This is a genomic window from Photobacterium makurazakiensis (genome assembly GCF_050336715.1).
In the GTDB taxonomy this organism is placed as follows: Bacteria; Pseudomonadota; Gammaproteobacteria; order Enterobacterales; family Vibrionaceae; genus Photobacterium; species Photobacterium makurazakiensis.
The window spans coordinates 1-16,739 of record NZ_JAKJSJ010000059.1; the positions used below are offsets into that span (position 1 = coordinate 1).

The following is a 16,739-nucleotide window of genomic DNA, read 5'->3' on the forward strand; positions in this document are numbered from 1 at the left end:
ATTCATCCCAATAACTTATCTGGTTAATTTGAACGTAAATTAATTTTTGTGCTCAAAAATCGGTATTAACAAGCATTAAAATACATATGTTTATTCTATAAAACAGCTGTTTAGATGCTTTTTAGGTATTAAAACACTCTTGCCTTTAATTAGAAATTAGGCAGTTGTTCCAATGAATAAGGTGTGGATGCTAATGAATTGGTATTCATAAAACGTCAAAATTAGCCTCGAAACAGAAGTTGGTGTTTTAATTAATATAATTAATTCAGTGTCTTGTATTTAAAGCTTTTTATTTCACGAACATAATTAGTAGTAAATGAAGCATTGTTTTTCATGGATATGAGGTTCGATGTGTTTGTTTTTTCCGACTTTATCAGAAATCGCCGTCTTAAAGAGGGGCTAACGCAGCAAGAGTTTGCCTTGATGCTTAGCGAGGCCTCTCCCAAATTGAATGGCGTGGATAATGTCACTCTTTCTCGTTGGGAGAAGGATCAAATAACACCGACATTGCGTCGGATGGTGCAAATTCTTGACGCCTTAGGAGAAGGGGTCATAGGACGATTATTAAAAGCTAATTTACCTATGCGTAAAACCGTTGTTAATAACTTACAACGACTTTGTTTACGTCAGTTTGGTCAATTTAATTTGCCAGTAGAAAATGCTAATGCAACTTGGATAACGGATATAAGTGATAAAAACTCTATTGCTTCTCGTTATCGCGTGCAACTTGAATCGCAGGTGATGTGGGGGTCGGGAGAAATACTTTTATTATCACAAGCAAAGGTAGCGGTATTGGTTTTAAACGAAATACCGATGGCGTACATCTCTTATGTATACGATAAGAACGTATTAAGAGTATTACATGTTGCATACCGTGATCGTAAGAGCCTGATGAGCTTACTTCGCTATTTAGCAGAACGGCTAGATTATAACTCAGAAGTCTTGCATGTATTTGCCAAGGTGCCTGACCCTCCTTCTCGTTCTTTATTTTTAGCGTTAGGTGCATCAAGTTGTACTTACAAAGACTCGCTATATATCGAACGTGATGAGCTATTGACAAATTTAATTTGTATTTTGTCGAGTACTTTACAATTTGAATAACCGAATGAACGTTAAGCCTATTTATTGTTGTCGGAATGGCCGACATACATTATGTAAACAAAAAGGAAAAAAATAACATGAAAAAGCAAGTGTTGACCGTTGCTGTTGCGGCAGTCTTTGGTGCATCTTTATCTCTTTCAGCTTTTGCTTCTGAAAACGCAGCAGAAGAAACGTTGATTTGGGCTGGTACTATTCCAGGTGGGTTCATTGGTTCAGACATTGCGTTAGGTAGTCCCACTGGTGATTCGATTCAACAGGGGCAGCTGAATGCGAATGAAGATGGTACATTTTCATCAACAATTGTGCCGGTGCGTGCATTTGCATTGAAAGACGATAATGGAGAGCAGGTGTTGGATCCAGATACTTGGTACCCCGATGCGGTTAACTGGTGGGTTCGTAATTCAGCTGTGACACACAATGGTGTTGATGGCAGTGGTGGTTATGACGCAGATAACCTGCAATTTCAACTTAATGGGAAGGATGTCGCTTTAGATGAGCAGGTGAATACTGAAGCGGGCAGCCCAGACATGTTGGTATCAGTTTCTTATACTCAGGCGCCTACAGGTACTGTAACCCCGAATGATGCGATATCTGTCCGTGCGACCTTGTTCGCAGAAGGTGACGCAGGGTTACCAATTCCACCAGCTTCATAATTCACAATAGATAAATCGGCAACAAGGTAACAGTGTAACTTTGTTGCCTACTTTTTAGATTTTATATGCTGTATGCAGAGTAATGGCGATGCAACTAAAAGTATTGATATTCACGATAGCTTGCGGGTTCGCCTCTCAAGTATTATTGGCTGCTCAATTTACTGAAATATTACCAGTATCAACTTATATCAATAAAGCATTGCTATATCCTTATTCACTATCATTAACTGCAACTCCATCGTCATTCTTATTGTTATTCGATAAGTCACAAAATCGTTTTTATGACGCTCATAGCGAGTTGCTAGTTAAGACCGAAATTCCAGCAGAAGAAAGTGCCACTTTTACATATAAATTGACGCTAACCCAAAATCAGTCTGAGTGTCGCCGTGTTGGTAGTACTGGCACGGATACCGTGTTGTCTAATGTGATGGACGTGTTGATCGATGGGACAAAAATTGATGAGGGAGATTCGTCATCGCTACAAGTATTAGATGAAATTGACGAGGGCGGCCGGCGTATGGGGCGTAATTCGCTAACGCTTCGTAGTCACCAAATTACGGAGGAGGCGTTTGACTGTAATGGTTCGATTAAAATTGAGGCTGAGTTGGCGTTATGAAAAGGTGGCTAGTGGTATGTGTTATGCCGTCTTTATTATTTGCTCAGGTGCCAGAAGGATTCGATGACCTGTTTGAACAGGAGAGGGTCAATGCTCGCATTATTATAAATGATGAAGCATCGGTAACCTTGCCTGCGATGATGGGGCTAGGTTCAGTAACAGTAATCGTAGAGGATAAAGTGGCACTGGCTGAGTTTTTTGAGCGTCAGTATGTAAACGCCAAACTATCGCAACAAATTGTGTCAGATTTGGTTCGTGGGGTGAATGATTCGGTACATTGTAAGGGGCGACGTGCCACTTGTCAGATCGCGGAAAGTGGGTGGAATACAGTGCAGTATGTCGTGGTCAGAGAACAAAAGACATTACGAGTAATCGTGCCTGATTCTGGTATGGCAACGGTACAAAGCCAAGAGCGTTATATCGACGATAAAACGGGAGAAAATGCGTTAGTTATGCACCATAGGCTAAGTGCTAATGGTGGCTCAGAAGGCAACCCGCAGTTATATTACCAAAATGAAGCTTTGTTAGGGCTCTACGGTGGTTATATTCGTGCAGATCTAAATGCCACAACCGATGAAGATAATAGCGAAGGTGCCTATGTTTACCTTGATGAATTAGCCGCGAATTACTTAACTGGTGAACATCGAATTAAGTTTGGTTTTACATCAGAGAATGTACCCAGAGTATGGAATGGCACGGCTTTTCTGGATACTGAAGAAGATCTCAGTGTATTAGAGGCTTCCGCTGGCACTACGCGAGAGCTGAAATTTAAAAATTCAACACAACGCCCTCGGATCTATTTTTCTATTACTCAAGCCGGACGACTTTTTGTTCGTCGTGAAGACGGCACACCTGTATTTGAGCAAAATGTGTCAGCAGGTCAAAACTTTGTTTCTTATGATGATTTACCTAATGGGATATCTACTCTGACATTTGAAGTTAGGGCTGGTGAGCGGGTGCTATATGAACAAGTACATAAAATATATAACACCACGAGTTCACAAATGGCTAGCGGTGAGTGGGATTATTTCTTTGCGGTCGGCAAACTATATGACCAAGAAGTCGTGAGTAACGAATTTGTGGCAAACCAAATAGAAGACTATCAGTACGAAGCGTTTAATGAAGCCCGTGCAGCTACTCAATTAACACAAGATTTGAAACTGGGATTCGGTGTATTTAATACGGCGCAAGATTATTTCGCCAAGCTGGCTTTTACCTACCAGCCAATTGCTGATTTTGCTTGGGAAGGCCTCTATGGCCACTTTAGTGATGAAAGTTACTACCTTCAATCAACACTCACATTTTGGGGGGTGAGGTTTAATGCCAGTCGCTTCACTGACCGTACCGATACGCCACAAGAAATGACGTTTTCAAATTATTTATTTGGGTATGGCTCGAACAGTCAATTGACAGCGGGGTATGCCCATCCTGTTGGGGCCGGCAGGGCATACATCAGTTATTCCTATTTCGAAAGTGAGGGGCTAGATAGCATCATGCTTGATAATGACGATGAAATTCTCAGCCGATATGAATCGTTAACTGCAGGCTATACCTTCAGTGCATGGCAAAACTCAACCGTTGATGTCAGCGTCACCTATTCAGATGATGAAGATACTTTGGGCATGGAAAGTGATGAATTTGCATTTGCACTGTCGGTTTCTTTGCCGTTAAGCCGAAGTGCTTATGCCTCTTATAGTTTAAATCTTGATGAAAACAGCCAAAGTCACCGCATTGCTGCGGGAAATTCTTACACCATTTCACCTGATGCATCGGTCAGCCTTGAAGTGGGGAGTATTTATGATGGCTTTGATGGGGGAGATGATGATCTGAGTGTTGATGCCTCAGCTTCTGGCTATTATGGCAACGACTACTTATCGGGTAGCGCTTTTACTTATGGTGATGATGACAGCTTTAATGTATCTGCCAATATAAACGCCAGTTCGGTCGTCACGTTAGACGGTATCTACCAAACCCGAAAGCGCGCTGAATCTTATTTATTGGTTGAAAACGTAGGTGCAGGAAGTGCTGCAAGTATCGATAAAGGGCAGAGTGACTTTCTGACCGTCGCTAACCTAAAAGGTAATGGTGATAGCGCTGGACGTGTGCTCTTGGATAGCGATGAAGTGATATATCCTTTAGCACGTTATCAGGAATACCAAGTAACACTTGATGAAGCGGCGAGTGATTACCATAACCGAGGTGAATCTGGTACCTCTGCAAGTAGTTATCCAGGCACTATGGTCCGCCTTAATGTCGATATGCGAGAAATTAAATCGTACATCTCGATTTTCAATGATATCGAAGGTAACCCTGTTGATATGGTTGAATGCCGTGGTGAAGGGTGTGTTGGCGTTGAAGTGTTAACGGAAGGCGTATTTAAGTTTCGAGTGAGTGCTGGATTACCGTTTGAGCTTCGAACCAGTGCTCAACGCTGCCTTATTCCATCGCCCGATACTTTTTCCACTCAAAACTTAGGCCAGAATTTCTGTATGCCTGTCTTTGATGAGGAAGAAGGTGGTCTTCGCTTATCTCGAGGGGACGGCGGTGGGTATTTCTACTATGTCGGTGAATTTAATGATACCAGTGTTATTGAAACCTATGAGAAATCCCTACAAGGGGAGCCGCTAACATTTATTCGCCATCAGGTCGGAAAGCGTATTTTTTTATTTATTGAAACGACAGAACGGCTAGCGAATGTTCATCGCCAAACTATTTCGGCATTGGGTCAGTATGCCCTTGAGGAAACACTCAATACCCCGACATTTGTATCCCGTTAATTATTTGAGAGAAAATAAAGTCATGAATCAAAATGCTATCAATACGCTAAGTCTATGGACATTGTTTATCACGTTAATATTTAGCGCTTGGTCAGTAAATGCTGCCCCTACCTTCCAACTAGATACGTTATTTCTAACCAGTAATGAAAATGGTCATGGCGTTTTCACTTTATCAAATACCAACCGAGAAACGATATATGTGAAAGGGGAAGTGCTGCAAATACAAATAGAAGAAGGTGAAATAAATAAAATTCCACTGACCCGTGATAATTTCATGATTTGGGATTTGGCCATTAATCCATCAAAGCTCCGCTTGTTACCGGGCGAAGTGAGAGATGTCGCCGTGAAATATTTATGCTCAAGTAATTGTAATCGTAGCGAAGACTTGGTTTATCAAATTCGTTTTTCACCGGTTAGTGCGCCTGAAAAAATTGAAGGACAAGAAGTCGCCATTGCGTTTGGGATGGCGCCATATTACGTAATACCTGCAGCAGAACAGAACGTAAGTTATGAATGGGATTATGAAGAAGCCTCTCAAACTGTGAAAGTGAGCAATACAGGCAACACCTATCTAAAAATTGAATTTGATAGTTGTAATGAATTCAGTGCACGAAAATCATGCCGAGCAGTATATCACGTGCTTTCAGGGCGCTACCTCGAATTCAAATTACCGGAAGGGCTGCAAGGTAGCAATGTCCAGGTGACCGTCGCGAATCATAATCAGGGGTATGAGGATGAATTTACTCTTTAAGGTGAGTGGGTTGCTGGTCGAAAGCTTAGTGTTATCGGCTTCGGTTCAGGCGGCAACGCTAAATGGCACCCTTGAAGGTGAAACATTACGCTGGCAAAACGGTCAAGTCAGTGGCAGTTATTTGACCTTGAGTAATTGGCAACCAGTGAATGGATTGCAGCCAACCAGTGAATGGATACCTGGCACGTTCATGACTCAGCCTGCGACTGAAGTGGATTTACAAAACAGCATTGGTGAATTAGTGACGGTGCCAATTAAAGTAGTGGGCCTCGATTATGGTTTAGGGCAGGCAGCTGATAAATTTCCACATCGGGGTAACCCCACGTTTTCAGGGCCAGGCTTATGTACGCCTCCGGTTGAGCAAACAGCGACAACAGCAAGGGCTATCGGTCATAGTTGTATTGCAAGTGAAAGCTACCAAACATCTTCCTCGTCAGTAATGTACACCCCATTTCAGTTTGCCCGACCGGTTTTGGAAGCGGATAGCCAGCAAATAGCTCAGGCATTTCGCAGTAAAGGGGTCGGTAGCGGTCAATACACTGGAACAGTGAATGTGCGACCTGCCTATTACTTTAAATCGCCGACGGGTACTTGGACATACCGTCAGTCATTACTCGTACCCGTTATCGTGAGAATTCGTTATGAAGCCGCGAGGTTAGAAAGTCTGACGGTAGAAGGCAATGGGGATATGCTCCCTATCTATAACACGATAGATAATACAGTTTCGGGGAGTACGTCTTTTCGTGTTACGGCTAAAGGTTATTTTACCCAAGGGGTGCAGTTAAGTTTTGATGATGTGCCTTATCAAATGAGTCTGGAATCAGATCCGCAACAAAAGCTGCCGTACAGCATTTCTTGTACTGCTTGTGATGAGAGCCCTATTGTCACGAACGGGGTGTTACAGCTTGCTGATGGCGAAACCGTCGTTGGTAATAATGGATTGGATGAGTTCCAGTTCGATCTTCGTGCTCATTATGATGATGTTGGGCCTAGTGAAATAGAAACAGGTCAATATCGAGGCCAATTCACAGTGTATTTTGAGGAGGCTCTGTAAATGAAACGGAAAGGAATTTTGGCCGCTGTGTTGATGGCTTTATTGTTCAGGGTATTCCCTTTAATGGCTGCAGAGCAGGAGACACAGCCTTGGTTTTTAGAAAACCGCATATATGCCACAAATAATCCGGCTTTTGGTTTGGCGATATCAACAAATTTTTGGTCACTAGATTGGCATTTAGGTGGTTACCTGCCTTTTGATGAAGCTGATAACCCTGATGGTGATTTAGATGCAAAGTTGGATTATGGCGTAGCAAAGCCATTTGCCATTACTGATGAATTGAGTATGAGCTTAGGTATCGGTGCTCTTGAGGCAGATATGTATACCGATTATGGTTTGGACTTTGAAGTGACTGAGTCAGTACGTCTTCAGGCTGGTTATCGCTTTCATTTCGACGATGATTTTGATAATCGCAATGAATACTACCTGGGATTTTCTTGGTTGCTTAATCCTCCAGAGGACGAAGTAGTGTTGATCCCAACAGTTGAACCTGTTGTTCCGCCAGAGCCAGAAACTCGAACGGAAATAATAACTGAGACCGTGTTATTTGGTAGTGGAACAAGTGCGCTTAAATCAATCGGTACGCTTGATGAGCTGGTGGAAAAGTTCTCAAATGCTAATAAGGTTTCAGTGATCATAACGGGTCATGCAGATAGTACGGGTTCGCAAAGACTGAATGAACGGCTAACTCAGCAACGTGCTGATGTCGTTAAAGAGTATCTAATTCAGCATGGGATCGAGCCGAATCAGATAGTCGCTCTGGGCATGGGGACCCGTCATCCAATTGCTGACAATTCTACTTTTGAAGGTCGGGCGAAAAACCGCCGAGTAGAAATACGGATAGACGCGACGTTTATTGGCATCAATGAACGTTAGCAGTGGTTGGTAAATCGTGATAATAAAAGATGGTCGCTATAGATGAAAAATACGAATTTATTCATAACCCTGTCACTTCAGCTTGTTTTGTTACTCAGCGGTTGTGGCGGTGATAGCAGTGCAGAAAATGGTACAGGTAATCAGTCAGTTGATACTGTAAGCGCCCCATGGGTTGAGAATAATTTTACCCAGCTTCAGGTAGATGGTGAGACGAATACAGTATCACTCAAAGGTGATGTCGCTGATCCGCAGGGGTTACCTGTCACACTCGAGTCTGTACGTGCAGTATCAGGCGAATGTGGGGTTTCAGAACTCGATAAGCAGGGGTTGAGTTTTACAGTAAGCACATCAACACCTGAAAGTTGCTATTACGAATATACTGTAACCAACCATGCTGCCAACGCTGCACATAGTAAGTCTGCAAATGCTGATAGCTATGTTGTCGTGAGTTCAAGTAGCCAGTCGGCAAACTTAGTACCCGTTGCGTTAATGGCGACAGAGGGTGATACCTTAGCGGTTGATTTAAAAAACCTGACTGAAGATCAAGCGCCGGGGTATACCTACCCTGAAGGCTATTTGCTAGATGTTGATGTGTTAGTGATGGGGACAGGCACTGTCATTAATATTGCTACTAGTAGTGCAACATTTCAGTATGAAGCAGAAGACCAAGGGGTGACACGGTTAATTTATTCTCTCATCAGTGCTGATGGTAGCGATGTAAAAGCGGGGTACATTGATGTTGCCGTTTCAGCAATGGGCAATAACATGCCTACCGCCGAGAGCATTAAAGGCCCTGAAGGGGTACCGATGGGCGAAGAGATTGTCATTGATGTTTCGCCATATATTGATGACCCTGATGATGAAGATAACCTTCAACTCACCGATGTCTATACCCTTGATGCAACAGTGAAAATAAGTGACCCAAGCGATATATACAATACCCGTTTTACTTTTCGTGCTGACAGTATTGGTGTGTTTTATGTCACTTACTATATAACTGATCACCGAGGTGGCTGGGCGGTAGGTGTTATTAGCATTGGCGTTACTGGACCACCTCGTCCATGGGATGATATTACATTGGCAAATGGTGCGTTTTATAGTGCGCCGTGGGATAAAGACAGTGCCGATGCCTATAATATTTTTCACCAAATAGCCGAACCTGAGCTAATGAAAGCGAGCAATGAGGAAGGGGAAACCGAGACTGAGGAAGTCTATATTGCTTTGTTTGATCAGCAAACTGCACAAACAGTGTGTTCTCTCACTGGCATGAACCTACCTAATACCGAACAGCTTAAAACGGTGTATCAAGAGCTGGGAGGTGTAAAAGAAAAAGAAAATTGGCCGACGAATTACGCTTATTGGACATCTGATGCTTCCGGTGGAGGATATAATCGAGTGAATTTGTCGACGGGTGAAGATGAGCCTGCAATGGGAGCCGCAGTAGGAAACCTTACCTGCGTACCGGAAGGACGTTTAGACGTGACTCTAAAGCAGCAAAATATCTTTGCTGGCATTCAAGAGCACGAGGTAACTGCAACAGTCTCGGATGTGGTCGATGGCAGTTCACTTGAAGGCCAATCGGTATTTGCTTATTCAATGGATGACAACCTGCGTTTCAATAACCAATTTCTGCAGACCGATGAATCAGGCAATGCTGTGTTTCTTATTTCAAGGTTGATAGGTGGTACCGCAGATTTGATTGTCAATTACGGCAGTCAGAGCAAAGTAATCGTGTTGAAGTATATTGAAAATTTAATTGCTAGTATTGAGTCTCAATTGCCTGAAGTGGTTTATGTTGGCCAGACCTTCCTTGTTAATACCATAGCCCAATATGAAAATGGTGATGAAGTCTTAGTAACGGACAAAACTGAGCTCCAATCGTCTGATGAATCGGTGTTGTCAGTTAATAGCAGTAGTGTCACAGGTGTGGCGGCTGGGGAAGTGTCGTTGACGAGTTCTTTTCAAGATTTACAACAGATAAACCCTGTTGAAGTTCGTGATCCTATTTATATTCCAGGCGACTCGTATGGCTTTTTTTATTCACGACAGGCTTATAGTGGGAATGGAATTGAAGCTGGTGAGTTAGTTCCTCAAATAGGTAATGAGCCTATAAAGTTGAACAGTATCTCGGTTAATCCTCCTTATTCAAATACGAGCAACTATATTTCATTCATGAATAAATTACCGGTTTCAATGGAAGATGGCAGAGCTCGACGGTTTGATAATGAAAGTCAAATGTGGGGGGAGTGGCAAAGCTTTAGTGATAGGTTATGGATAAACTCAATTGAGTGTGATAATTCTCAATATGATAACTATTCACTATTTTTTGAATTGGGCGCAATCTATATTAATAATGAACTCACGGCTGGTGCTGAATTTGACCATTCGTATCCTCTGGAATGTGAGTTAGTGACTGAATTTAGTTATCGAATTCAATATGAATATTTAGGTGATCCAACACGTAAAAATATCATTGAACTATATGGTGATGTTATTATCGACAGACGTTAAGTTGAATTTTCTGGATAAATTTACATGTTAAAAACCATAATGCTAACCCATAGATAATCGTTCATCGACAGTATTGTGATGTTTGAATTGAAAACAGCCTGATCGAACTTCACCAGGCTGCATAAATAGCCGTTATCGTAATAATCGTCATATTAAAGTGGGGGCGAGTAGTCGAGCCCCCCAAACAACGAATATTTAATCTCTAAATAATCTTCAATTCCATATTTCGAACCTTCACGGCCAAGGCCTGACTCTTTCACTCCACCAAATGGAATAGATTCGGTGGAAATGCTGCCGTCGTTAATGCCCACCATACCGACTTCTAGCGCTTCACATACTCGCCATATTCGGCTGTAATCACGTGAATAGAAATAACCTGCTAACCCAGTATTGGTATCGTTCGCGCGGATTAAAACGTCTTCTTCGTTGCTGAATCTAAAGCAAGCAGCGACAGGGCCAAAGGTTTCCTCAACAGCAATCAGCATACTTTCGGTGGCATCACTTAATACTGTTGGCTCATAAAAATTAAGGCCAAGCGAGTGGGGCTTCCCCCCCGTTAATACTGTTGCACCTTTGCTTATGGCGTCAGTAACGTGTTGGTGTGATTTAGCCAGCGACTGTTCATTAATCAGCGGACCAAGTTTACTACTTTCATCAAGTCCATTGCCGACATTCAATTGGCTGACCGCTTGAGCGAGCTTTTGGGTGAACTCTTGGTAAACATCGTCATGGATATAAAAGCGGTTAACGGAAATACAGGTTTGCCCTGTATTGCGGAACTTACTGTTTATGGCACCTTTAACGGCTTGGTCGATGTCAGCGTCTTCAAATACAATAAAAGGTGCGTTGCCGCCCAACTCTAAACTTAATTTTTTTAACGTATTGCTGGCTTGGCGTGCTAGGAGTTTGCCAACTGCAGTCGAGCCTGTAAATGATATCTTTCTTACTGAGCTTGATTCCATTAACGCGCGGCCAATTTCTGGCGCATCACCTGATACGATATTGAGTACACCTGCTGGAATACCGGCTTTTTCCGCTAACACGGCAAGGGCATTAGCAGAGAGTGGGGTTTCTTCTGATGGCTTTAGTACCACGGTACAACCTGCAGCAATGGCTGGTCCCGCTTTACGAGTGATCATGGCCAATGGGAAGTTCCAAGGGGTAATGGCACCGACGACACCAATGGGCTCTTTGGTTACCATAACTCGGGCATTGGGTTTAAAGCTGGGGATAATATCGCCATAGGCCCGCTTTGCTTCTTCGGCAAACCATTCAAGAAAACTGGCGGCGTATTCGACCTCGATGCGGGCTTCGGCGATGGGTTTACCTTGCTCTTGAGTCAGCAGTTCTGCTAGAGCTTCTTTGTGCGTAAGCATAAGCTCGCCCCAACGCTGAACAATGGTAGCGCGTTCTTTGGCTGTATGTTTCTTCCATGTTTTAAAGGCTATTTCGGCTGATTCAATAGCATCAACTGTTTGGTTAAACCCTGCACTATGGACAAATGTGATAGTTTGGCGGCTAGCTGGGTTGAGTACGCGATATTGTCTTTCTGATTCAAGCCATTTTCCATTTATAAAAAGGCCAGATTGTTTTAATTCAGGTGATCTGATTTCCATATTTGATACCTTTGAATTTGAAGCTGTATGTTTTCATACTGACGAAGAAGAAGGCTACCCTGAGAAAAGGGCAGCCAGCTCATTATTGTGGTGAGATCGGTTTAGGTGTTCTAAGTGAAGAAGAAGTGCTAGAGGCTAAATAGTAGGTTGCACTGGCCAGTACCGGAACTCGGGAAATAAGGTGTAAGTACTTGCGCTTTACCTTGATAATTTCGCCCGCCTAATACGCCAAGTAGCATCGCGGTATCATGCATGCCGCCTTCGCCACTACAATATTTAGCGTACTCTGGCATCATATCGAGAGCTGTTGTAATATCACCTTCTTCAAGTAACTTCAGAAAGGCAAGATCTGCTTGGCGGTTGAACTCACTGGAGATAGTGAACATGCCATCAGCCACTTGACGGTTATTCCAAATCTGATGTGATAAAGAGCCAGATGCAATAACGGCTACTTTGCCATCATAGTTATCAATCGCTTCTTTCACGGCTTCACCAAGTAACATAGAGTCTTCTAGGTTGTGGACACTGCACCAAGCGGCGATAGAAACCACCTTGAATTTCCTTTCACTGTTCATATATCGCATGGGTACTAATGTGCCGTATTCTAACGTTAACGACTCCACTTCATGTGACATAGAGTTTAAGCCTTTACTTTGACCTATTTCTGCAATGGCGTGGGCTAATTCACTATTCCCTTCATATTCATACTCAAGATTTTGAATAAAGTGGGGGAATTCATGACTGGTATATACCCCTTGGTGGTGGCTATTTGCATTAATATGGTAGCCTGCGTTCACCAACCAGTGAGTATCAAATATAACCAAGGTATCGACGCCAAGTGCTTCCGCCATTTGGCTGATTTCGTGATGACCAGCAATGGCGGCATCTCGGCAACCGTGATGAGGTCCTGGACGCTCTGAGATCAGCATTGAAGGGACATGTGTTACTTTGGCTGCTAGGGCAAGAGTTCCCATAATAATTTACCTTCCTTAGTCGTTATTGTTGATTAGCAAGCTTCTTTTTCAGCAAAATATTCAGACTCAGAGACAAGCCAAGTACGCAGTTTGCCGACTTGTTCTACTTCAACAATAATCTCGTCGCCAGCTTTAACATCTGAAAGTCCTTTTGGTGTACCTGTTGCGATCATATCGCCTGGTTGCAGTGTCATAAAGTCACTCATATAAGCAACCAATTCTGGCACATTGAAGATTAAATCTTTAGTGTTCCCTTTTTGGCGGAGTTCGCCATTTACCCATGTTTTTACCGCGAGGTTATGTGGGTCTTTAATATCATCACGGTCAACAACCCAAGGGCCAAGCGGACCAAAACTGTTAACACTTTTCACTTTTACAGGTGGACGCGAGAAATTTTCCAGGTAGTCACGAACCGTTAATTCATTACAAACGGTATAGCCACCGACATAGTCCATTGCATCCTCAACGCTGACTTTACTGGCTGTTTTACCGATAACAATAACAAGCTCAGACTCATAATGCATATAGTTAACATTATCTGGACGATATGCTTTTTCATTATGTGCATTAACGCTTGTTGGCGATTTAATGAAGATAATCGGGCTTTCTGGTTTATCGAAGTCTAGCTCGGCTGCATGATCGGCATAATTAAGGGCAAGACCGGCTAATACGCCATGTTCAGGGGCAAGCCAACGCACCTCGTTTTCTTGGTAAATACGGCCATCTGTGGTGGTAACAGAATAATCATCACCGCATGTTACTTGTTCTACTACACCATCAATTTCTACGCGTCCATGTTTCATAATGGGTACTCTTTATTGTCTTTATATAGTTAATGTATTAAGTAGTTTTAATTTAGTTAATATATTAACTAACGTCAATGGTTTTGATGCTTATTTGTTGGTTTTTTGTTGTGAAATATTGACTGGCTATTGTCGGAGTCTGGATGGGTTCTATGAAAGGTTTATGAGGGAGAGCTTGAAATCGATGTTGAAATGCTGGTTTATACGTATAAAAACAGCCCCAGTCACAGACTGGGGCTGACGTCTTATTGGCAAGTAACTTCGTTCCAGAACCAATTTGATGACGTTGGGGTTTCCCATACGCCAGGATTATTTTTGGCGACGAAACACTTGCCACCGTTGGTGACTTTATCGCCATTTGTAACTTGTGTTTGGCCTGCGACCCACGGGGTCACATTACCGGTTGGCGGTTCAGTGACTGGAGGTTCAGTAACGGGCGGTTCAGGATCGACTGGAGGTTCGGTGACTGGGGGATCTGGCTGAATAGGGTCACCTGCAATCGTTGCCCAAGGGCCACCTTTTGAAGGATCATTGCCTTGTGTCCACCAACTTGCGACGTAATCAACGTTCAGGTGAGTGACTTTATCTCCCGCAACATAAACCGCTCCAGCTTCCCATGTAGGGTAGGCTCCACCACCAGGTGGTGGGACGGGATCGGTTGGCTCAAGGCTATCTACTGCGCGAACCGTCGGCCAATTGGCATGAGATCCATAGAGGTTAGTCACACACTTCTCGTAATCACCAGGGACAAGTGCAGAATACGCGGTTTGATAGCCGACTAGTTTACATTCAAATGATACGCCACCTGGACGATCTGCATGGTAGCTCCAATCGCCATCCCAGTTAGTAAATAAGACATCCGTCGCACCAGACAGATTTAAACTGCCATAAGGTAATTGCTGCCAACAAGTGTCTTTTTCATCGGTTTCAATAGGAATTTGATAAAAGTTAGAGAGGCCTTGCCAGTAACGAATCCGGTTAACAGGTTGGCCCTTATCGGCATTCTGCGCACCACACTCAATACCACCATTAATGATATTAATTGTTGTTCCGAACCCATACCCAATACCGGCATCCTTTTCAAGCTGTGACGGTACCCATGTGCGGTCTATAACGTGCAACATTGCTGGTTTTGGTGCTTGCGGGGTAAGAAAGAACCACACCGCAGATGCTAGGTTTAGCCATGAATCTGCGACAAGGCCAGGGTTATTCAATAAGACAGTAGCGTCTCCATCAAACATGACTTCAGAAAACGCACCGTAGTTAAAGTGATAGGATAACTGCTTGGCGCCTCGGCCAAAATATCCTTGCCCCGGAGAGCATGGCCAGCGTTGATTTTGCCAGTCATTTTGGCCACACCCCGTCGTGTACCCAGGTTGGCCTTCAGACCATCCCATCTCACGAACATGGACAAGTGCTTGTTGCCATTCTTCAAGACCTAGTGGGTTGTCCCACGTATTATCAACCGCAATGTGGCCACCAGTCTCCTGCGCAAAGTGTGCAAAAGCTGTAATGATAGAGCGTTTACAAATTGCATCAGCATCACGGCCGTCATTGTATTCACCACAGAATGCAGGAAACTTACCAATAGCCTGTAAAAAGCGGGTATAGGTGTATTCTGGTGCTGCCATTTGAGTGAGGTAGTTCCACTCAGTTTCTGGGAATACACGTTCTGCACGAGCAACGTTTAAAGGGTTAGATGCAAGACCTGGCCGAATGGCATCTACAATGGTGTTTGGCGCAGTAGTTAATGCGTTGGCCCAAATAGCATACATAGGATCGGAGGTTTTTGCGCTCTCTGCTGCGGTAATATCAGCACGAGCAACAAGATACCCCCCTGGATTTTCAGGATCAGGTTGGATATTCATCGCTAGGCTGCTAGTTGCCAAACAAAGACCAATCGATGTCGTTATGAATTTTGTCTTTAACATGTTTTTATTCCATTGATAAACATATTGGTATTCTTGAACTACTACCGCTAGTTGCCTTGTCAATGTTCATTTATTTAATCTATTAAATGAGTGTGATTTAGCAGATTCGCGATCAATTCAAGTCAGACTTAATATACAACTTAAGCAAAAGTCATGATTGACACTCATTGTAGTGCTTTATCCTGATTATTAATGGTTTTTTGGGTGTAACTCTTGGGTGTGAGTTGCTCCAAGTGTTTATTGAAGTAATGTGTTGGATCTTGCTTTGTTATAACTTGTTTTTTGACGCAAATTTTTATTTGTTCTAATATTATATTTGCGAGGCATTTTGTTTATAAATTGGAATTGTTGCTTAGGCATTTCAGTTTTTTTTGAAACGTAGCTTGGCGAGGGCTTGGCTTTATTCAGTATGCATGGTGAATGTGTTTATTTGTAGTTATTACCCGCACTGACAGTATGGCGGGCAATAACAGGTAGTTGCAGGGTAGTTTAGGGCTACTTACTGTTCATGTTGATCTCGTGAAGTAACTCCGACAGCTTATCAATTAGTTCAGGCGAGTAGTGTTTGCACAACTCTTGGTAACGAGCATCAACTTTTGGGGTAAGCTCATTGACAAACTTTCTTGATTTCGGTGTAAGGCAAATAAGTGTTCGACGCTGGTCTTGTTCTGATTTCTGCCTTGCAATATGACCGCTAGATTCTAAACGAGAGAGAATACCCGTTAGGCTTGGTGCGAGAATACAGCACTGTTCGCTGATTTGCTTTGGCTCTAAGTAGCGGTGTTCGTTAAGTAATCGAAGAATCCGCCATTGGTGCTCGGTAATGTCATGCTCTTGAAGCATAGGGCGAAAAAAGTTCATTACATTATCACGCGCTCTAAGCAGCTGTAGCGGAAGAGAGTCTTCAAACTTTCTCATCGGTAGAATTAGCTCCACTCTTTTTTGTAATTTAACCACAGAGAATACCTGATTTGATATGAGTTCAATAGATTTAAATGATTATTCTTACCTAATAGCGATCAGTAATAATGTAAATAGTTTAAAGGCCACCTTAAGGTGCTGGTTATTGATTTGTC

13 protein-coding genes are annotated in these 16,739 nt (G+C 43.0%); 8 read left to right on the plus strand and 5 right to left on the minus strand.

What is annotated here, in order from left to right:
- The first annotated feature begins 333 nt into the window (after nt 1-333).
- The 8 genes from L4D09_RS22540 to L4D09_RS22575 all read left to right on the plus strand — a co-directional run bounded on the left by L4D09_RS22540 (nt 334) and on the right by L4D09_RS22575 (nt 10,339).
- Nucleotides 334-1,101: a helix-turn-helix domain-containing protein gene (locus tag L4D09_RS22540; protein ID WP_428459780.1), complete on the plus strand. Its 768-nt coding sequence runs from the start codon at nt 334-336 to the stop codon at nt 1,099-1,101.
- A gap of 77 nt (nt 1,102-1,178) precedes the next feature.
- Nucleotides 1,179-1,754: a hypothetical protein gene (locus tag L4D09_RS22545; protein WP_428459781.1), complete on the plus strand. Its 576-nt coding sequence runs from the start codon at nt 1,179-1,181 to the stop codon at nt 1,752-1,754.
- Between the two features lie 82 nt (nt 1,755-1,836).
- Complete coding sequence (locus L4D09_RS22550) at nt 1,837-2,370, plus strand: hypothetical protein (RefSeq protein ID WP_428459782.1); 534 nt, start codon at nt 1,837-1,839, stop codon at nt 2,368-2,370.
- Nucleotides 2,371-2,393: 23 nt separating this feature from the next.
- On the plus strand, nt 2,394-5,147 hold the full coding sequence (locus tag L4D09_RS22555) for a CS1-pili formation C-terminal domain-containing protein (RefSeq protein ID WP_428459783.1): 2,754 nt from the start codon (nt 2,394-2,396) through the stop codon (nt 5,145-5,147).
- Nucleotides 5,148-5,169: 22 nt separating this feature from the next.
- The gene (locus L4D09_RS22560) at nt 5,170-5,898 is read left to right on the plus strand and encodes a hypothetical protein (protein WP_428459784.1); all 729 of its coding nucleotides are present in this window, start codon (nt 5,170-5,172) and stop codon (nt 5,896-5,898) included.
- Complete coding sequence (locus L4D09_RS22565; protein ID WP_428459785.1) at nt 5,882-6,952, plus strand: hypothetical protein; 1,071 nt, start codon at nt 5,882-5,884, stop codon at nt 6,950-6,952. Before L4D09_RS22560 ends, L4D09_RS22565 begins: the two co-directional genes overlap by 17 nt.
- A complete protein-coding gene (locus tag L4D09_RS22570; protein WP_428459786.1) occupies nt 6,953-7,828 on the plus strand; it encodes an OmpA family protein in 876 nt (291 codons plus the stop codon).
- Between the two features lie 42 nt (nt 7,829-7,870).
- Nucleotides 7,871-10,339, plus strand: coding sequence for an adhesion domain-containing protein (locus L4D09_RS22575; RefSeq protein WP_428459787.1), 2,469 nt, complete (start codon nt 7,871-7,873; stop codon nt 10,337-10,339).
- Nucleotides 10,340-10,491: 152 nt separating this feature from the next.
- Here the strand turns inward: L4D09_RS22575 and L4D09_RS22580 are convergent, their stop codons facing one another.
- From L4D09_RS22580 to hpaR, 5 genes are all read right to left on the minus strand, one after another.
- Nucleotides 10,492-11,955 (minus strand): NAD-dependent succinate-semialdehyde dehydrogenase, encoded by a 1,464-nt coding sequence (locus L4D09_RS22580; RefSeq protein ID WP_428459788.1) that lies wholly within the window; start codon nt 11,953-11,955, stop codon nt 10,492-10,494.
- A gap of 128 nt (nt 11,956-12,083) precedes the next feature.
- A complete protein-coding gene (hpaD, locus tag L4D09_RS22585) occupies nt 12,084-12,929 on the minus strand; it encodes a 3,4-dihydroxyphenylacetate 2,3-dioxygenase (protein ID WP_428459789.1) in 846 nt (281 codons plus the stop codon).
- Between the two features lie 32 nt (nt 12,930-12,961).
- Nucleotides 12,962-13,732 (minus strand): fumarylacetoacetate hydrolase family protein, encoded by a 771-nt coding sequence (locus tag L4D09_RS22590; RefSeq protein WP_428459790.1) that lies wholly within the window; start codon nt 13,730-13,732, stop codon nt 12,962-12,964.
- Between the two features lie 245 nt (nt 13,733-13,977).
- Nucleotides 13,978-15,663, minus strand: a complete 1,686-nt coding sequence (locus L4D09_RS22595; protein WP_428459791.1) for a chitinase — start codon at nt 15,661-15,663, stop codon at nt 13,978-13,980.
- Nucleotides 15,664-16,158: 495 nt separating this feature from the next.
- Nucleotides 16,159-16,581, minus strand: a complete 423-nt coding sequence (gene hpaR, locus L4D09_RS22600; protein ID WP_428459792.1) for a homoprotocatechuate degradation operon regulator HpaR — start codon at nt 16,579-16,581, stop codon at nt 16,159-16,161.
- Nucleotides 16,582-16,739 lie beyond the last annotated feature (158 nt).

What these genes read in the sequence shown, in the direction of transcription:
- L4D09_RS22565 (WP_428459785.1), top strand. Translation starts at nt 5,882, where the DNA reads ATGAATTTACTCTTTAAGGTGAGTGGGTTGCTGGTCGAAAGCTTAGTG.
- hpaR (WP_428459792.1), bottom strand. Translation starts at nt 16,581, where the DNA reads ATGAGAAAGTTTGAAGACTCTCTTCCGCTACAGCTGCTTAGAGCGCGT.
- L4D09_RS22550 (WP_428459782.1), top strand. Translation starts at nt 1,837, where the DNA reads ATGGCGATGCAACTAAAAGTATTGATATTCACGATAGCTTGCGGGTTC.
- L4D09_RS22555 (WP_428459783.1), top strand. Translation starts at nt 2,394, where the DNA reads ATGCCGTCTTTATTATTTGCTCAGGTGCCAGAAGGATTCGATGACCTG.
- L4D09_RS22545 (WP_428459781.1), top strand. Translation starts at nt 1,179, where the DNA reads ATGAAAAAGCAAGTGTTGACCGTTGCTGTTGCGGCAGTCTTTGGTGCA.
- hpaD (WP_428459789.1), bottom strand. Translation starts at nt 12,929, where the DNA reads ATGGGAACTCTTGCCCTAGCAGCCAAAGTAACACATGTCCCTTCAATG.
- L4D09_RS22570 (WP_428459786.1), top strand. Translation starts at nt 6,953, where the DNA reads ATGAAACGGAAAGGAATTTTGGCCGCTGTGTTGATGGCTTTATTGTTC.
- L4D09_RS22575 (WP_428459787.1), top strand. Translation starts at nt 7,871, where the DNA reads ATGAAAAATACGAATTTATTCATAACCCTGTCACTTCAGCTTGTTTTG.
- L4D09_RS22560 (WP_428459784.1), top strand. Translation starts at nt 5,170, where the DNA reads ATGAATCAAAATGCTATCAATACGCTAAGTCTATGGACATTGTTTATC.
- L4D09_RS22590 (WP_428459790.1), bottom strand. Translation starts at nt 13,732, where the DNA reads ATGAAACATGGACGCGTAGAAATTGATGGTGTAGTAGAACAAGTAACA.
- L4D09_RS22540 (WP_428459780.1), top strand. Translation starts at nt 334, where the DNA reads ATGGATATGAGGTTCGATGTGTTTGTTTTTTCCGACTTTATCAGAAAT.
- L4D09_RS22595 (WP_428459791.1), bottom strand. Translation starts at nt 15,663, where the DNA reads ATGTTAAAGACAAAATTCATAACGACATCGATTGGTCTTTGTTTGGCA.
- L4D09_RS22580 (WP_428459788.1), bottom strand. Translation starts at nt 11,955, where the DNA reads ATGGAAATCAGATCACCTGAATTAAAACAATCTGGCCTTTTTATAAAT.